The organism is Streptomyces sp. NPDC101225, assembly GCF_044767585.1.
Taxonomy (GTDB): domain Bacteria; phylum Actinomycetota; class Actinomycetes; order Streptomycetales; family Streptomycetaceae; genus Streptomyces.
In genome coordinates this window covers 73,626-88,704 of record NZ_JBIWOE010000036.1, presented here as the reverse complement: position 1 = coordinate 88,704, position 15,079 = coordinate 73,626, and the positions used below count along the sequence as shown (strand labels likewise).

The following is a 15,079-nucleotide window of genomic DNA, read 5'->3' as shown; positions in this document are numbered from 1 at the left end:
CCCCCGTCAGGGCAGACAGAAGCACCTTCGGCGCGCACCACAGGATTTACCACGCCCCCGGCGCGCACCGAAGGTGCGCCGCGTCGCTGACCTGCACATACGTTAGAGCGATGCTCGCCGGGACTTGCACGATCCTCGCGTTCTCGGGAAGGTGCCGACGGTGGGGTGCTGCAATGGGGGCATGTACCTCGACGAGTTCCGCTCCCTGCTGGACCGACACGCGCGGCCCGACTGGACCACCGCCATCGACGGAGTCCTGATCTCGAAGGTCGACCGGCCGGATCCCCCGGCCCCCTCCATGTCCGGCACCGTTCTCGCGGTCATCGCCCAGGGCGCCAAACGCCTCGCACTGGGCGACAGGGTCTACGAGTACGGTCCCGGCCAGTACCTGGTCGCCTCCGTCGATCTGCCCGTCACGGGGCAGTTCACCCAGGCCGAACCCGGCCGACCGGCCCTCGGCTTCGGTCTCACGCTGAACCCCACCGACGTCGCCGAGCTGCTGCTGCAGGCGGGCCCCGGCGACCTGCCCCGCGCCGGTGGAAGCACCCCGTCCGGCATCGCCGTCAGCGACGCTTCGGCCGCGCTTCTCGATGCGGTGGTCCGGATGCTGCGCCTGCTGGGGGAGCCCCGCGACCGTGCCGTGCTCGCCCCCCTTATCAAGCGCGAGATCCTCTGGCGGCTGATCACCGGTGAACAGGGCGCCACAGTACGCCAGTTGGGCCTGGCGGACAGCGGGCTCAGCCACGTCTCCCGGGCCGTGCGCTGGATTCGTGAGCACTACGCGCAGCCCTTCCGGGTCGAGGACGTGGCGCGCATGTCCGGCATGAGCGCCTCGGCCTTCTACCGCAACTTCCAGGCGGTGACCGCGATGAGCCCTACCCAGTTCCAGAAGCAGATCCGGCTGCAGGAGGCCCGGCTGCTGCTCGCCACGCGCCCCGGCGACGTCACCGGGGTCGGCCGGCGCGTCGGTTACGACAACCCCTCGCAGTTCAGCCGGGAGTACCGCCGCCAGTTCGGCGCACCCCCGAGCAGGGACGCGGCCCGTCTGCGCGACACGACCCGCACCCCCGCGGGCATTCTGCCCTGAGAAGTCGCGACCGGTGTGGAGGATCGTGCAGGTCACGGCGAGGATAGGTCTACTGTTTCAGCAGTTCAGGGCGATTCAATGGGGTCATCGGTTCTTCCGCGGAGCAGGAAAGTGCCTGCCCGTCCGCGGATCCCATCACATCGCAAAGGTCACACCATGAAGACAGTTCTGATCACCGGCGCCTCCTCCGGATATGGGCGGGAGACCGCAGTTCACTTCCATGCGCAGGGGTGGAACGTCATCGCCACGATGCGGACGCCGCGTGCGGGCGTCCTGCCCGAGTCGGACCGGCTCCGCATCGTCGGGCTCGACGTGACGAAGCCCGAGAGCATCACGGCGGCGTTCGAGGAAGCAGGGCCCATAGACGTCCTGGTCAACAACGCGGGCATCCCGTCGATCAGCGTGTTCGAGGGCACCCCCATGGCCCGCGTGCGGGAGATCTTCGAGACCAACACCTTCGGCGTGATGGCCATGACGCAGGCGGTGCTGCCCCGGTTCCGCGAGCGCGGGACCGGCGTGGTGGTCAACGTGACCTCCAGCGTGGTCCTGGGACACATGCCGCTCTCGGCCATCTACAAGGCGAGCAAAATGGCCGTCGAGGGCTTCACTGCGTCCCTCGCGCTCGAACTGGCACCATTCGGCGTAGAGGCAAAGACGGTTGAGCCCGGCGCCTGCCTCACGACGAACTTCGCAGACAAGGCGATGAACGGCGCCCCACTGGACGAGCTGATCCCGGCGCCCTACGTATCGTGGGCGAAGAAGACCATGGCCGACTTCACGGGCCAGGACCTCTTCACCAAGGAAAGCGACGTCGCCGAGACCGTGTGGCGAGCCGTACACGACACAACCGGCCAACTCCGTTTCCCGGCCGGTCCCGACGCCGTGCAGCTCGCCCAGGCGAAGTGACCAACCAGCAGACACGGTGCCCCCGAGCACCTCGCGGCCGGCACCTCGCTGCAGTTGCAGGTCTTCAGCGCACCGGAGGACGGGGCGTGGGAGCGGGTCCGGGGCAGGCTGATGGCGAAGATTGCGTCCCAGGGCGGTGAGGTTCGCGAGAGCACGGGGCAGTTGGGGACAGGGCTTCGCGGCACGGTGCCCGGCGGTGAGGGTGGCAGGGTGCTGGTCACCGTCCGCTTCGTCGGCTGCGATGGCCCTGGGTGGATGCTTCGAGGTGTGATGACCGGATCGGGTGCGGGCTCCGACGTCGTGCCGGAGCAGATGCGGCAGGTGTTCCTGGGGACTGTGGTCGACATCCACGCCGCAACGCCCCTGCCCCATGGGCTCGTCATGCTGAGGTGGCCCCCACCGGGCGGGTGGAACGAAGCGGACAAGCTGTTTTCCGACTGAGTTTGACTGTGCCGGGTTCCTTCCGTGCGGGGCGAGTTGGCTCCGGAAGGGCGACTGGGAGTTTCTGCCCCAGGAGCTCGGCTTCGGCTCGGGCATGGCGTGCTGGCGCCGCCTGGCGGCCTGGAACGAGGCCGGTGTCTGGGACCAGCTGTGCCAGCTGCTGCTGAACAAGCTGCGCTCGAAGAACCAGCTGGACTGGTCCCGGGCGGTGATCGATTCAACGACGTCACCCGCTGCTGCCGCTGCTGGACAAGATCCCGGCCGTGGCCGGCGTCGTCGGCCGGCCGCGCAGACGGCCCGACATGCTCTTCGCCGACCGCGGCCACGACCACGGCACGTACCGCCGGCCGCTGCGGCAGCGCGGCTCAACCGGCAGGCGTGATGGTCACCTTGACGTGTTTCATCAGGGGCTGGTCGCTCTGCGTGCTGTAGTCGCCGATGGCGCACAGCACGTTCTTCTCCGGCATGTAGCCGGCCGCGCAGCCGTGGGGGATGTCGTAGGGGATGGCGAGGTAGCCGTCGAGGTGACGGTGGCTGCCGTCTTTCGCGGTGCTCGTGATGTCGACCGGGTCGAACTCGGCGATGCCGCGTTCCCGCATGTCGTCCTCGTTCATGAAGACCAGTGTGCGCAGGTTCTTGACGCCCCGGTAGCGGTCGTTGTCGGAGTAGACGGTCGTGTTCCACTGGTCGTGGGAGCGCATGGTGCCCAGTGCCAGGGTGCCCGGTTCGGGGACGACGTCGGGCAGGGGCGCGGCGGAGAACTCGGCGCGCCCGGACGGGGTGAGGAAGACCAGTTCGCGAGCAGGTTGCACGATGCGGAAGCCGAGGGGCAGGCGCACGCGCCGGTTGCAGTCCTCGAACCCGTCGAGGACCTGGGCCATGGTGTCGCGGATGCGGTCGTAGTCCTCGACGTACCACTCCCAGGGGGGTTCGCTGTCCGGGAGGGCGGCGCGCGCCATGCCGGCGATGACGGCGGGCTCGGAGAGCAGGTGCCGTGAGGCGGGACGCTTCATACCGACGGACAGGTGCACCATGCTCATCGAGTCCTCGACCGAGGTGCTCTGGATGCCGCCGCGCTGCCGGTCCTTCTCCGTCCGGCCCAGGCACGGCAGGATGAGCGCCTGCCGGCCGTGGACGAGGTGGCTGCGATGGAGCTTGGTGCTCACCTGGACGGCGAGGTCGCGGGGGCGTACGAGGACGGTGTTCCTGTGCAGGACCCTCTGCCGAAGGAGAAGCAGCGCTCTTTCCCGCCGGTGTCCGACCCTTCGTGCCAGACCGTGCTCGACATCCGCGACGGCGAGGGGGCGTCCACGGTCGTCGAACAGGTCTTCAACTGGAAGGGCGACCTCTGCAGCGGCAACTCGACGCTTGCCGCGTACGAGGACGGGAAGGCCGAGCAGGTCTTCACGCAGCTCGAGCAGGCACTCAAAACCTGCCGCGCCTACGAGGGCACAGGCTGGGTGGGCAAGTTCAAGGCCACGCTGACGATGGAGGAGCCACCCGGCGCGGGCGATGAGGCCGTGCGGTTCCACGAGACCAGTCACATGGGCTCCGACCAGCCAGGGGACCGTCACGATCAGTTCACCGTGGTGCGGGCCGGGAACGTCATCGTGACGTTCGAAAAACTGAACGTCGGAGGCCGCGCGTCCTTCCCCGGCGACCTGATCGACCGGCAGGTCGGACGAGTGCAGAACGCACAGCGCCGCTGAAGGCCGTGCGAAGCACGGAACGGCGGTGGCCGGGTCAGGATCTTGATGCCGGTGTCCGCGACGTGCGGGGCTCCTTCAGGGGTCGCTGGGCTGGCGGACGCGTATCCGGTCCAGCACGGCGACCCCGTTCACCGACAGGATGTCTTCGATGGTGGCGAGGAAGGCGTGCAGGCGCTCCTCCGTGTCAACGATGACGATCGCGCACGGGCCGTGCGTGCGCAGCCGGGACGGCCTGTCGTGGTGGACGGTCAGGTGGGTGCCGTAGCCCTCGATCCCGTGGAAGACGCTCGCTCCCGACAGGCCCTGGGCGTGGGCGCGGTGCACGATCTCGGCATAGGCCGGCCTGTGGTGCCACCTGGCGCTCGCCGACAGGTGGATGGTGAGCCGGGTCGAGGTCTCCTCGAACGCCATCGCGCACCCCCTCCACTGAGGTGACGCCAGTAACCGTACTGGCGGACCGGGACGTGGGGGAGGGGGTGCGGCCCTCAGGCCCAGATCGACTGGGCGAGCGCCGCTCCGGTGAACGCCGCGCCGAGGCCGGCCACGATGCTGGCGGCCGCGTTCGCCGCGGCGAAGAAGCGGGCCCCCTCCTCGGTGAGCCGCAGCGTTTCGTAGGAGAGGGTGGAGTACGTGGACAGGGCGCCGCACAGTCCGGTGCCGAGGAGGAGCTGGACGTGGGAGTCGACCCCTCCGGCGACGACTCCTCCGGTGATCAGGCCGAGTGTGAGGCAGCCGGCCACATTCGCGGTGAAGGTCCCCCACGGGAAGACGGTGTCGTGCCGGGACTGCACCGTGCGGTCGGTCAGGTAGCGCAGCGGGGCGCCGACGGCGGCGCCGACGATGACCAGCAGCCAGTTCACACGCCCTCCCGCGCATCACGGCCGACGTAGCGGATGACCTCGCAGTCATCCAGGATCACCAGGCCCTGGCTCACCAGTTCGTCCAGTTCGGGCAGGAACGCGCGTACGCGTTCCTCGGTGTCGACGATGACGATTGCCACGGGCAGGTCCTCGCTCAGCGACAGCAGTCGGCTGGTGTGGATCAATGCGGTTGCGCCGTAGCCCTCGATGCCCCGGAAGACGCTGGCGCCGGCCAGGCCGGCCTTGTGCGCCCGGTGCACGATCTCCGAGAACAGGGGCTTGTGGTGCCAGGTGTCGTTCTCCCCGACGAAGACTGTCACGCGCAGGGCGGTGCCGGTCAGCCGTGTCATGGCTGCCTCCACTCGATCACGCGGCGGGTGAGGGTCGCCGTCGTCCACACGGCCGCCATGGCCGCGAGCATGGTGGCCGCGAGGTAGAGCAGGCCCGTGGGGGCCTTTCCGTCGTCGACCAGGCGCTGGATGTCCACGGCGTACGTGGAGAACGTGGTGAAGCCGCCCAGAACGCCGGTTCCGAAGAAGGGCCGCACCAGCCGGTGCGCCGCCCACACGTCGGTGATGATCACCATGAAGACGCCGATGATGCCGCAGCCGATGACATTCACCCAGAAGGTGGTCCAGGGAAACGTGCCGGACGCCGTCGGCCACAGCAGGCTCGCGCCGTAGCGGGCGCAGGCACCGACCGCACCGCCGGCGGCCACGGCCGCGATGATCGGCCACTGCCCGCGCCGCAGCTCACGGCGCTGCGCGGGCATGTGCAGATCGACGTCGGGATCAGTGGGTTCATTGAGCACGGAGGATCGGGCCTCTCCCACGCAGGTCTCCTACTCGCACAGCACCCCGGACGGCCCGGGGCGCACGTCACTGCAAGCAGGGACCGTTGGCGGCGACGGTGCCGCGGTTGGGTGCGGCGGGCCCCACCGCCGCGCGGCCGTCACGCTGGCCGCAGACCCCCAGACTAGCGTGCCGGGCCGCCGCGCTCTCCACGGACCCCGCTGTGCGCCGCCGAGAGTCCGTCCTTCGCCGTCCTCGTCCTCGTCGGCGTGGCCGATCTGCCCCGCCGGCACGCCGAGCCCGAGGCACGGGCGAACGTGCGGTTGCGGATCGTGCCGGGCAGCGTCTACCGGGTGTCCGGCTGCGGCCCCGTCCGGGAAGCCGACACGCTGCTGTACGAGGCTGAGCAGACCTGTCTGCGGCTCACGGGATGCATGGAGTGACGGCCGTGAGCCCGTGGCCCACCTCAGATGCCTCGGGCGTCAGCGTCGCGTGGCGGGCGGTGCGGTGCCGCGGGTGGTGGCGCGGTGCCGCGGGTGGCGGACGGCCGCAGCGCGGCGTACCGGACAAGGTCTCTCAGGCGGACAAGGTCTCTCAGACGATCGAGCGGCAGATCGGCAAGGGGGCCCGGTCGCAGCGGGTGCGGATCGACTCCGAACCGCCCCGAACCCGCCGCTCGGGCAGGAGCGTCCGACGCGTGATGGCGGCCGTCTTCGACTTCGCCTACGTTGCAGACGCCCCCGCCCTGGCCGGGGCGCAGATCATCGCCGACAGGGCCCGCGACCGGGTACGGCCGCGGATGCCGGAGAGCGGACGGGTGCTCCGTCACCGGAGGCGTCCGGTCTCAGCCGGTGCCGAGGCCGAACGGGAGCGAGGGATCGGCCGCCGCGATCTCGATCAGCCGGTTGTACTTGGCGACGCGCTCACCGCGGGCCGGCGCGCCGGACTTGAGCTGGCCGCTGCCGGTGCCCGTGACGAGGTCGGCGATGAAGGAGTCGTCGGTCTCGCCGGAGCGGTGGGAGACCATCTGGGTGTAGCCGGCGGCCCGGCAGATCTGCATGGCCTCGAGGGTCTCGGTGACGGTGCCGATCTGGTTCACCTTGATCAGGGCGGAGTTGGCGATCTTCCTGCTGATCGCCTCGGTGATGATGGCCGGGTTGGTGACGAAGTTGTCGTCGCCCATCAACTGCACGCGGTCACCGAGGCGTTCGGTCAGGCGGACCCAGCCGTCGGTGTCGTCCTCGCCGAGGCCGTCCTCGATCGACCACACCGGGAAACGGTTGACGATCGCCTCGTAGCGGTCGATGAGCTGATCGCTGGTCAGCGTTTCCCCGGCCACCCGGTAGCGGCCGTCGGCCTGGTTGCGGAACTCGCTGGCGGCCGGGTCCAGGGCGATGGCGACGCCGTCGCGGCCCGGGGTGTACCCGGCGTCCGTGATCGCGTCGACGATGAGTTCCAGCACGGCCTCGGGGCGGTCGATGGCGGGGGCGAAGCCTCCCTCGTCACCCAGCCCGGTCGGCTGGCCCTGTGCCGTCAGGCGGGCCTTGAGTTTGGCGTACACCTCGGACCCGGCGCGCACCGCCTCCGGCAGGCTCGGCGCGCCGAGCGGAGCGAGCATGAACTCCTGGAAGTCGAGGCTGTTGGCGGCGTGCGCGCCGCCGTTGACGACGTTGAAGTGCGGCACCGGCAGGCGCGGTGCGGTGTCCGCCACGTGTGCGATGTGCTGCCACAACTCCCGCCCGGCGAGGGCGGTTTCGGCGCGTACGGCGGCCATGGAGACCCCGACGATGGCGTTGGCGCCCAGACGGGACTTCGTCTCGGTGCCGTCCAGGTCGATCAGGGCGCGGTCGACGTCGGCGGCCGAGGCGAAGGCACGGCCGGAAAGGGCCCGCGCGATCTCGCCGTTGACGTGGCCGACGGCGGTGAGCACGCCCTGGCCGTTGTAGCGGGCGCGGTCGCCGTCGCGGAGCTCGACGGCCTCGCGGGTGCCGGTGGAGGCCCCGGAGGGGACCCCGGCACGCGCGCGGGTCCCGTCGGCGGTGGTGAGGGTGACGGCGAGGGTGGGGCGGGCGCGGGAGTCGAGGACCTCGACGGCGTGCAGGCTCGCGATCTGCAAAGACATGGTCTTCCTCACGGTCGGTGGCGGCGATGGGATGTTCGGGCGGGTCAGGTGTGGCCCTCGGCGGCGACCAGTGCGGCCTTCGCCTGGGCGGTGCGCGGGTCCAGGTAGGCGCCTCCTCGTGGGCGGGGGCGCAGAGAGTCGTCGAAGTCGTAGCGCAGGGGCGCGGCGGTGGGCACGTTGAGCCGTTCGATCTCCGGCTCGGTGAGCCGGTCCAGCACGGCGGCCAGGGCACGCAGCGAGTTGCCGTGCGCGACCACCAGTACGGTGCGCGTCGTGCGCAACTGGGGTGCGAGTACGTCCGTCCAGTACGGAACGACGCGGGCGGTCATGTCGGCCAGGCTCTCCACGGCGGGCAGCGCATCGGGCCGCAGGGCGGCATAGCGCGGGTCGGCGCGCAGTTGGGCCAGCCTCCGCGAAGGCAGCGGCCCCGGGCGGGCATGCAGAGAGCGGCGCCAGGCGTGGTACCGGTCGGAACCCGCCTCCTGACGGACGTGGGTCTTGCGGCGGCCGGTCAGGGACCCGTACTGGCGTTCGTTGAGCCGCCAGGTGCGCTGCACAGGGATCCACAGCCGGTCCAACTCGGCCAGGAGGATGTCGGCGGTGCGGATCGAGCGGACCATGACCGAGGTGTGCACGACATCCGGCACCAGCCCGTCCCGTGCGAGCAGCCGTGCCACCTCCACGGCCTCCTGTTCGCCCTGCGCGGTGAGCGGGACGTCGGCCCAGCCGGTGAACCGGCCCTCGACGTTGGCCGTGCTCTGCCCGTGCCGCACCAGGATCAGGGATCCCGGGTGCACGGGCCGTCGATCGTTCACGGCGCGGCCGCCGTGTCCGCGGCCCGGGCGCGGGCCGCCTCGATCTCCGCGTACGCCTGCTCGCGGCCCTCCCAGTGGGAGCCCTCGACGGACTTGCCGGGTTCCAGGTCCTTGTACACCTCGAAGAAGTGGGTGATCTCCAGCCGGTCGAACTCGGGGATGTCGGTGATGTCCTGCACGTCCTCGTGGCGCGGGTCGTGGGCGGGCACGCACAACACCTTCTCGTCGGGGCCGTGTTCGTCCTTCATCACGAACATCCCCACCGCTCGGCAGTCGATGGTGCAGCCGGGAAAGGTCGGTTCGCCGACCAGGACGAGCGCGTCGAGCGGGTCACCGTCGCGGCCGAGGGTGCCCTCGATGTAGCCGTAGTCGGCCGGGTACTTCGTCGACGTGAACAGCAGACGGTCCAGCCGGATGCGGTGCAGCTCGTGATCCATCTCGTACTTGTTGCGGGATCCCTGGGGGATCTCCACGATCACGTCGAACTCCACTGTGTCCTCCTCGTGGTGGGAGCCGTGCCGGGCGCCGGCTCCTGCGGGTCTTGGTTTCGGTCACGCGGGTCTTGGCGGGCGTGCGGGTCTTTGCATCGGCCTGGCGGGTCGTTGCCGGGGCCTGGCGGGTCGCTGTTTGGGCCTTCCTGCCCCGGTCGCGCCATTCGCCCGGTGCGCCGCCGGGCTGACGGGATGTGACGTCCGTGGCGCCGGTGTAAGACGGCCCGGCGCACCGGCGCACCGGCGCACCGGCGCACCGGCGCACCGGCGCACCGGCGCGCCTCGCCGCCGGTGCCGGGCCGTTGCCGTCCGGGAAGCAGAAGGCACGACCCGCGAGGGAAGCATCCTCCTGCTTCGGTCGCACGTGAAACCAACGCTGTGCCACCGCCGCTCGTCACGCACCCACCCGGGCCGGTGCCACGGGCCTGGGGCGGGGTTGGTGCGGTCGATGGTGTCACGGTCCCGCCTCCTCACCACTGGGCCGATCGGCCTCACCACGCGGCCGGTCGGCGATGTCCCGGACCTCCTCGCGCAGGAGGCGCAGATCGCCGGCGACGGATCCGAGCCCGTTCAGTTGCCGGCGGGCGGCGACGATGCCGCGGTCGGTCTGGGGTGCCCCCACGAGGCTCAGCGCCTGGTTGAGGATCCACACGTGGTGGGCGAGCAGCCGGGAGGCGCGCTCGCCGACGGGCAGCAGGTCGCCGGACAGGTGCAGGGCGCGCAGCCGGACGATCAGGTGCCGGACGATCAGGTGGTGGTAGACGGTGATCTGTTCGGCCGTCGCCCGGACGGCCGAGGCGGGTACGAAACCCGGCTCGCCGCACGCGGCGACGGCACGGTCGGCGGCCGGCTGGGCGGCCACCGCGTCGTCGAGGATGTCCGCGAGGGCCGGCACACATACCCGGCGGGTGGGGGTGACGGGCGGTGGATGCGTCGGCCACCAGAGGGTCAGCGGCCGTCCGGCACGGCGCAGCGCGCGCGGCAGGCCGACCGGAGAGAGTGAAACGGCGGGCGCGGGCATGGCTCCTCCTGGTCACGTGGCCTGACCAGGGACCGTCATCGGCATCGTGCCGCGGTTGCGGTGAGCCCCATCACCGGCGCGCTCGGCGCACACGTCCAGTGTGCCCCGAACCAGGCCGGAGCAGGCGCTCGGAGCGGGCCGAACAGCGTCCTCAGGTCCATGCGTCGCTTCGTCCGGGTGTGGGTGAGCGCGCTGAGGTGGCCGCGGAGTGCGCTGATGTGCTCGCGACGTCGCGAGGCGTCCAGGCAGGCGACCGCGCCCGCGTGCCCATGAGCCGGGGGCGGCAAAGGTTCGGAGGCGCGCCTTACGGTGCCGCCTCGGGAGGTGCGGCGATCTCCTGGACGGCGTTCCAGAAGGCATCGGGGTCCGCTGCGGTGGTGCGCTCGAACAGGGCACGACGGACGGCCCGTGCGTGTGCCGGCCGGGAGGCCGCGAGAGCGGTTCGCCCCTTGTCCGTCGCGATGATCAGCACGCGCCTGCCGAGCGCGTCTTCGCGCCGCACGAGTCCGCGTTCGGCCATGCGGGACAGCTGCCGTGACAGGCGGGGGCGTTTCCAGTCCAGCATCGCGCCGAGGGTCTGCTGGGGCATGCGGCCGTCGCCGTTCTCGACCACGCGCGAGAGGACGGCGAAGTCGGCCGCGGTCAGCCCGGCCGCACTGTGGATCTCTTGCGCCACCGCGGCGAGTACTGCTTCGTTCGCACGTTTCCAGGCGATCCACCGCGCCATCTCGGAGTCGCTGAGGGGCTGCGTCATGGAGCCACCCTACCTCCGAGTTGCCATGTAAACATGGGCGATCCAAGATGGTTTACATGGCAACTCAAGAGAAGCGCGCAGTGCTCATCACCGGCGGCGGCTCGGGCATCGGCCTCGGCCTGGCCGAACGGCATCTCGCCGCGGGCGACCGCGTCATGATCACCGGCCGCAGCGCCGGCCGGCTCGCCGCGGTCACCGACCGTCTGCCCGGCATCGAGACCCTCGTCAACGACATCGCCACCGCCGAAGGGCGGCAGCACCTCGCCGATCACGTCCGGCACGTCATGCCGGAGCTGGACGTGCTGATCAACAACGCCGGTGTCCAACGACGGGTGGGCATCGCCTCGGACCGCTCCCCCTGGGGCGAGGCGCAGTACGAGATCGACATCCTGTTCGCCGCGCCGGTCCACCTCGGGCAACTGCTCGTCCCGCAGATGCTGGCCCACGGCCGCCCCGGCGTGCTGGTCAACGTCACCTCCGGCGGGGCCTTCTTCCCGCAGCCCTTCGCCCCGCTCTACAGCGCGGCCAAAGCCGCACTGCACAGCTACACCGTGAACCTGCGCCACGCCCTCGACGCCACCCCGGTCCGGGTGGTGGAGCTGATTCCGCCCGCGGTGGCCACCGAACTCGCCGGCCCCGGGCCAGGCACATGGCGCCGACCTGGACGAATTCTGCGACGCCGTCTTCCCGCTGCTGGACGGCTCCCACCAGGAGGTCGGCTTCGGCCCGACTGCCGCGCCCGAATTCACCGAACAGCGCGCAGCCGAACGGCGCACCTTCGCCGCGATGTCCGACCGCTTCCGCGTGCCTGTGTACGGGTCCGACGGTCACTAGCTGTCGCGGGCCTCGCCCAGCATCGCCTGCTCGTGCGTGAGGTCCCGGCGCAGTTCACGCAGCCGGGCGGCGGGTGCGCCGAGTCCGTGCATCTGGGCCCGGGCGGCGGTCATCCTCGCGGTCTGCTGCGGGCTGACGGCACAGTCGACGGCCTCGTGCACGCTCCACTCGTGATACAGCAGCAGACGTTGGATCTCGTCCTTCACCGACCGCCCGGCCGGGGAGACTTCGACGGGGAGCAGATCGCGGCGCAGCTGCCAGTAGCCGACGACCACGGCGTTGCCCCGCTTGGCCAGATCCTCGGCGACCTTGCCGGGAGCGGCGCATTCGCGGATGACCTGCTCAGCCTCCGGCTGCAGGAAGGCGGCGCGGTCGAGCAGCGGCACCAAAGAGGCCAGGTCGTCGGCTCGCGAACGCGCCGTGGCGGGCCGCGGGTGCAGCAGATGGGCCCAGGCCTGCCGGGCCGCCGCGAAACGTCGGCGTCTGGTCACGCCGGCCTCCCGGTGGCCGCGTCGGCTTCGCCCGGCAGATGCTGCGCGAGGCGTCCTACCGGCACGGCGCCTCCGCCGGTGGGGGGAGGAACGATCGGGCGTACGCACGCGGCTCCCCGGATGTGAACGGGCGCCTCCCGTGCGGTGGCGGCCGGGCGGGGAGCGATGGCGCCGAGCGTGAGACGGGTGAGGGCAGGTGCCGTGCGGGCGATCCGGCGCCGGCCAAGGACCCGGGCCGAGGCCGTCCGGATCTCGGGCGGCGAACGGCGGGGCGCCCGGACGAGCCGCCGGTCGTCATCCGCCTGTGCCGGTGGGGAGAGGGGCATCCCGCAACGCGGGCAGCGGTCGTCGGGGCGGCGGGTCTGCCCGTGGCTGTACCGGCAGAAGCGGACCGATTCGTTGTTCATGAGTGTCCCTTCCTGCCGTCAGGCCGGCCACGGGAGGAGTGCGCCTTCCTGCCTTCAGGCCGACCACGGGAAGGGTGTGCCTTCCTGCCTCCAGGTCGGCCACGGGAACGGGGCGGCAGGCGCGCCGGGCCGGGCGGTCGTTTCGGGCAGTCGGTGCATCCCGGCGTGGCGGGTCGGCGCGCGGGCGTCACCGTCCACGGTCCAGTGTCAGCCCATCGCGCGGGCGATGCCGACCGGGACCGCGCCCCAACGGGCCGTACGGCCGTCGTGGTCGCGTCGGGCCGGGCCGAGCAGCCGGCCGTCGCAGGCGACGACCTGGATGGCCGTATGCCCCCCCGGGGGGACTGCGGTGTGCACGCGATCCCGCGCACCGGGGCCGGCCGTCCGGGGGCCCACTCCTCGCGGATGCGCCGCCGGACGGGTCGACGACGGCGAGCTGAGCCGCCCGTAGGACGGTTGCCGCCGCGTGGCCGAGCTGTGCGATGGCGAAGACTCCTGACCGGCGGGGCGTCAGCCCCGGACCAGGCGCCGGTGGGTGACCCGGTGCGGTGGGGCCGCCTCCGGGCCGAGCCGGTCGACCCGCCGCATCCTTGCCGGGCTGCTGCTCGCCCGTACCCGCACGATCCCCCTCACGCCCTGCCCCGCGGATTCCGCGGGCGACGATCCGGTGGCCGGGGCCCGGCCCACCGTCACCGGCGCCGTCCTCGGTTACTCGTCGGACGTGGTCGAAGTCGTCGAGACCATCGCCGACGGAGACGGTGTCGTCATGGCAACCGATGGTCTGGGGCCCGTCGCCCGCACTTTGGCGCGTGAGGCCCGCCTGCCGGTGCTTCTGATCGGCCTGCCGACGGCGGACGACCTGAGCTGAAGCGATGACCGCACGCAACCCGGCCGGCGCGACCGGGTTGCGTGCGGACCGCGCGTACGGCCCCGGCCGGGGCCGGGTGGTGGGTCCGCTGTTGCCCGGATGTTGCCCGGGTGTTGGCTTCGCCCTACGCGGGTTTTCCGGCGGCGGTCTTGGTCCTGCCGGTGGGTTGCAGGTAGGCGTTCCAGCCGCCGGGTGGGGTCTGGCCGACCTCGAGAGCGCGCAGCTTGGCGAGGACGGCGGGGTCCTGGGCATCGAGCCAGTCGACGAACTGCCGGAAGGACACGAGGCGTACGTCCTTCTTGCCGGCGATGTGTGTGAGGGTCGCCTCGACGGCGTCCATGTAGATGCCGCCGTTCCACTCCTCGAAGTGGTTGCCGATGAACATCGGCGCGCGGTTCGTCTCGTAGGCGCGCTGGAAGCCGGCCAGGTAGGACTGCGTGGCCTGGGTGCGCCAGGCCGGGTAGTGGTAGGAGGGGGCGCGGGTGGAGTTGTGCGACTGGTTGGCGAGGATGTTGTAGTCCATCGACAGGACCTCGAAGCGGTGGCCGGGGAACGGGATGGCCTGCAACGGCAGGTCCCACACGCCGTGCTTCTTCGAGGGCCAGCGCTGAACGCCACCGGGCGAGGAGGCGTCGTAGCGCCAGCCGAGCTTGCGGGCGACCGGCAGCAGGTTCTCCTGGCCCAGCAGGCAGGGGGTGCGGCCGCCGACGAGTTCCTTGTCGTAGTCGAACGGCAGCGACGGCTGATCGTGCCAACCGGTGTTGGTACGCCAGGTCTTGACGAACGTACGGGCCTGCTCGATCTCGCTCTGCCACTGGGCGGGCGTCCAGTTGGCGACGGAGCCGGAGCCGGAGCAGAAGTGGCCGTTGAAGTGGGTGCCGATCTCGTGTCCGTCGGTCCATGCCTGGTGGACGTACTTGAGCGTCTCTTTGAGGTGGGCGTTGGTCAGATAGCCGATGTCGGAGGCGCCCTGGGGGTTGTTCGGCGGGTCGTAGAGCCGCTTTCGCGCCTCGGGGAGCAGGTAGAGGCCGGAGAGGAAGAATGTCATGCCGGCGTCGTGCCGGCGTGCCAGTTCGAGGAAGCGCGGGAACAGGCCGGTGCCCACCTCACCGGCACCGTCCCAGGAGAAGATCACGAACTGCGGTGGCTTCCGGCCCGCCTCAAGACGCGTGGGCGCGGCGGGCTGTCTGGGCTGCCGGCCGGTGTACGCGGTGGAGCCGTCGCCGATCAGCCGCGGCAGCGCCTGCTTGGCGCCTGCCGCGGGCTGGTCGGGGTGGTGTCCTGGGCCTGTCGGGCTCCGGCTGTGGTGCTCGTCGTGCCCGCATCCGGTGAGCGTCGCTGCGGCGGCTCCGAGGCCGACGCCCAAGCCGAGGCGTGCCGTGCTTCTGCGGCTGATGTCACTCATGGGCATCCCAACCCGCGCCGTGCGAAGGCGCGTCGTGCGGCCCCCCTCATGAACGAAGTGGATCTATCGCACCATAA

At 71.1% G+C, this 15,079-nt stretch carries 18 protein-coding genes and 3 pseudogenes; 8 read left to right on the top strand and 13 right to left on the bottom strand.

The genetic code is table 11. The features are described 5' to 3' along the window. Positions 1-181: 181 nt before the first annotated feature. The 4 genes and pseudogenes from ACIRPX_RS35695 to ACIRPX_RS35680 all read left to right on the top strand — a co-directional run. Positions 182-1,087 (top strand): AraC family transcriptional regulator N-terminal domain-containing protein, encoded by a 906-nt coding sequence (locus ACIRPX_RS35695; protein WP_404203095.1) that lies wholly within the window; start codon positions 182-184, stop codon positions 1,085-1,087. 156 nt (positions 1,088-1,243) lie between these two features. Further along, entirely contained in the window at positions 1,244-1,993 is a 750-nt protein-coding gene (locus ACIRPX_RS35690; protein ID WP_404203093.1) for an SDR family oxidoreductase, read from the top strand. Between the two features lie 48 nt (positions 1,994-2,041). Beyond that, complete coding sequence (locus tag ACIRPX_RS35685; protein WP_404203099.1) at positions 2,042-2,434, top strand: DUF3710 domain-containing protein; 393 nt, start codon at positions 2,042-2,044, stop codon at positions 2,432-2,434. Between the two features lie 55 nt (positions 2,435-2,489). Then, positions 2,490-2,805: pseudogene (locus ACIRPX_RS35680) on the top strand (IS5/IS1182 family transposase); the annotation flags it as partial. Here the strand turns inward: ACIRPX_RS35680 and ACIRPX_RS35675 are convergent. Continuing rightward, positions 2,800-3,627 (bottom strand): annotated as a pseudogene (locus ACIRPX_RS35675) (molybdopterin dinucleotide binding domain-containing protein); the annotation flags it as partial. The pseudogenes ACIRPX_RS35680 and ACIRPX_RS35675 sit on opposite strands and share 6 nt — an antisense overlap. Between ACIRPX_RS35675 and ACIRPX_RS35670 the strand changes: the two are divergent. Further along, positions 3,565-4,143, top strand: coding sequence for a hypothetical protein (locus ACIRPX_RS35670; RefSeq protein ID WP_404203103.1), 579 nt, complete (start codon positions 3,565-3,567; stop codon positions 4,141-4,143). The pseudogene ACIRPX_RS35675 and the gene ACIRPX_RS35670 sit on opposite strands and share 63 nt — an antisense overlap. A 75-nt stretch (positions 4,144-4,218) precedes the next feature. On the opposite strand, the gene ACIRPX_RS35665 is transcribed toward ACIRPX_RS35670, so the two are convergent. The 4 genes from ACIRPX_RS35665 to crcB all read right to left on the bottom strand — a co-directional run bounded on the left by ACIRPX_RS35665 (position 4,219) and on the right by crcB (position 5,775). Beyond that, on the bottom strand, positions 4,219-4,554 hold the full coding sequence (locus tag ACIRPX_RS35665) for a DUF190 domain-containing protein (RefSeq protein ID WP_404203091.1): 336 nt from the start codon (positions 4,552-4,554) through the stop codon (positions 4,219-4,221). A gap of 74 nt (positions 4,555-4,628) precedes the next feature. After that, on the bottom strand, positions 4,629-5,003 hold the full coding sequence (locus ACIRPX_RS35660; RefSeq protein ID WP_404203089.1) for a fluoride efflux transporter FluC: 375 nt from the start codon (positions 5,001-5,003) through the stop codon (positions 4,629-4,631). Further along, positions 5,000-5,353 carry a DUF190 domain-containing protein gene (locus ACIRPX_RS35655; protein WP_404203087.1) on the bottom strand — a complete coding sequence of 118 codons (354 nt, stop codon included), beginning with the start codon at positions 5,351-5,353 and terminating at the stop codon, positions 5,000-5,002. The genes ACIRPX_RS35660 and ACIRPX_RS35655 overlap by 4 nt, the downstream gene beginning before the upstream one ends. Then, positions 5,350-5,775: a fluoride efflux transporter CrcB gene (gene crcB, locus ACIRPX_RS35650; RefSeq protein ID WP_404203097.1), complete on the bottom strand. Its 426-nt coding sequence runs from the start codon at positions 5,773-5,775 to the stop codon at positions 5,350-5,352. The genes ACIRPX_RS35655 and crcB overlap by 4 nt, the downstream gene beginning before the upstream one ends. A gap of 288 nt (positions 5,776-6,063) precedes the next feature. Between crcB and ACIRPX_RS35645 the strand changes: the two genes are divergently transcribed. Then, the gene (locus ACIRPX_RS35645; RefSeq protein WP_404203085.1) at positions 6,064-6,237 is read left to right on the top strand and encodes a hypothetical protein; all 174 of its coding nucleotides are present in this window, start codon (positions 6,064-6,066) and stop codon (positions 6,235-6,237) included. Between the two features lie 401 nt (positions 6,238-6,638). Here ACIRPX_RS35645 and eno read toward each other — a convergent pair whose 3' ends face one another. The 5 genes from eno to ACIRPX_RS35620 form a co-directional block, all read right to left on the bottom strand. Continuing rightward, positions 6,639-7,916 carry a phosphopyruvate hydratase gene (gene eno, locus ACIRPX_RS35640; protein WP_404203082.1) on the bottom strand — a complete coding sequence of 426 codons (1,278 nt, stop codon included), beginning with the start codon at positions 7,914-7,916 and terminating at the stop codon, positions 6,639-6,641. 44 nt (positions 7,917-7,960) lie between these two features. Then, positions 7,961-8,713, bottom strand: a complete 753-nt coding sequence (locus ACIRPX_RS35635) for a 2,3-diphosphoglycerate-dependent phosphoglycerate mutase (protein ID WP_404203080.1) — start codon at positions 8,711-8,713, stop codon at positions 7,961-7,963. Positions 8,714-8,727: 14 nt separating this feature from the next. After that, positions 8,728-9,222: an inorganic diphosphatase gene (locus tag ACIRPX_RS35630; RefSeq protein WP_404203078.1), complete on the bottom strand. Its 495-nt coding sequence runs from the start codon at positions 9,220-9,222 to the stop codon at positions 8,728-8,730. A gap of 454 nt (positions 9,223-9,676) precedes the next feature. Further along, positions 9,677-10,243, bottom strand: a complete 567-nt coding sequence (locus ACIRPX_RS35625; protein ID WP_404203076.1) for a hypothetical protein — start codon at positions 10,241-10,243, stop codon at positions 9,677-9,679. 304 nt (positions 10,244-10,547) lie between these two features. Further along, the gene (locus ACIRPX_RS35620; protein WP_404203074.1) at positions 10,548-10,997 is read right to left on the bottom strand and encodes a MarR family winged helix-turn-helix transcriptional regulator; all 450 of its coding nucleotides are present in this window, start codon (positions 10,995-10,997) and stop codon (positions 10,548-10,550) included. A 47-nt stretch (positions 10,998-11,044) separates the two neighbouring features. Here ACIRPX_RS35620 and ACIRPX_RS35615 point away from each other — a divergent pair. Further along, positions 11,045-11,569 (top strand): annotated as a pseudogene (locus ACIRPX_RS35615) (SDR family NAD(P)-dependent oxidoreductase); the annotation flags it as partial. 258 nt (positions 11,570-11,827) lie between these two features. On the opposite strand, the gene ACIRPX_RS35610 reads toward ACIRPX_RS35615, so the two are convergent. Beyond that, positions 11,828-12,322, bottom strand: coding sequence for a hypothetical protein (locus ACIRPX_RS35610; protein WP_404203101.1), 495 nt, complete (start codon positions 12,320-12,322; stop codon positions 11,828-11,830). A gap of 614 nt (positions 12,323-12,936) precedes the next feature. Next, positions 12,937-13,086 carry a hypothetical protein gene (locus ACIRPX_RS35605; protein WP_404203072.1) on the bottom strand — a complete coding sequence of 50 codons (150 nt, stop codon included), beginning with the start codon at positions 13,084-13,086 and terminating at the stop codon, positions 12,937-12,939. Between the two features lie 178 nt (positions 13,087-13,264). On the opposite strand from ACIRPX_RS35605, the gene ACIRPX_RS35600 reads away from it, so the two are divergent. After that, on the top strand, positions 13,265-13,597 hold the full coding sequence (locus tag ACIRPX_RS35600; protein ID WP_404203070.1) for a hypothetical protein: 333 nt from the start codon (positions 13,265-13,267) through the stop codon (positions 13,595-13,597). 124 nt (positions 13,598-13,721) lie between these two features. Here ACIRPX_RS35600 and ACIRPX_RS35595 read toward each other — a convergent pair whose 3' ends face one another. Beyond that, positions 13,722-15,002, bottom strand: a complete 1,281-nt coding sequence (locus ACIRPX_RS35595; RefSeq protein ID WP_404203068.1) for a hypothetical protein — start codon at positions 15,000-15,002, stop codon at positions 13,722-13,724. Positions 15,003-15,079 lie beyond the last annotated feature (77 nt).

Excerpts from the sequence above, each read along its gene's own strand:
- eno (WP_404203082.1), bottom strand. The coding sequence starts at position 7,916 with ATGTCTTTGCAGATCGCGAGCCTGCACGCCGTCGAGGTCCTCGACTCC.
- crcB (WP_404203097.1), bottom strand. The coding sequence starts at position 5,775 with ATGCCCGCGCAGCGCCGTGAGCTGCGGCGCGGGCAGTGGCCGATCATC.
- ACIRPX_RS35625 (WP_404203076.1), bottom strand. The coding sequence starts at position 10,243 with ATGCCCGCGCCCGCCGTTTCACTCTCTCCGGTCGGCCTGCCGCGCGCG.
- ACIRPX_RS35665 (WP_404203091.1), bottom strand. The coding sequence starts at position 4,554 with ATGGCGTTCGAGGAGACCTCGACCCGGCTCACCATCCACCTGTCGGCG.
- ACIRPX_RS35655 (WP_404203087.1), bottom strand. The coding sequence starts at position 5,353 with ATGACACGGCTGACCGGCACCGCCCTGCGCGTGACAGTCTTCGTCGGG.
- ACIRPX_RS35595 (WP_404203068.1), bottom strand. The coding sequence starts at position 15,002 with ATGAGTGACATCAGCCGCAGAAGCACGGCACGCCTCGGCTTGGGCGTC.
- ACIRPX_RS35695 (WP_404203095.1), top strand. The coding sequence starts at position 182 with ATGTACCTCGACGAGTTCCGCTCCCTGCTGGACCGACACGCGCGGCCC.
- ACIRPX_RS35620 (WP_404203074.1), bottom strand. The coding sequence starts at position 10,997 with ATGACGCAGCCCCTCAGCGACTCCGAGATGGCGCGGTGGATCGCCTGG.
- ACIRPX_RS35690 (WP_404203093.1), top strand. The coding sequence starts at position 1,244 with ATGAAGACAGTTCTGATCACCGGCGCCTCCTCCGGATATGGGCGGGAG.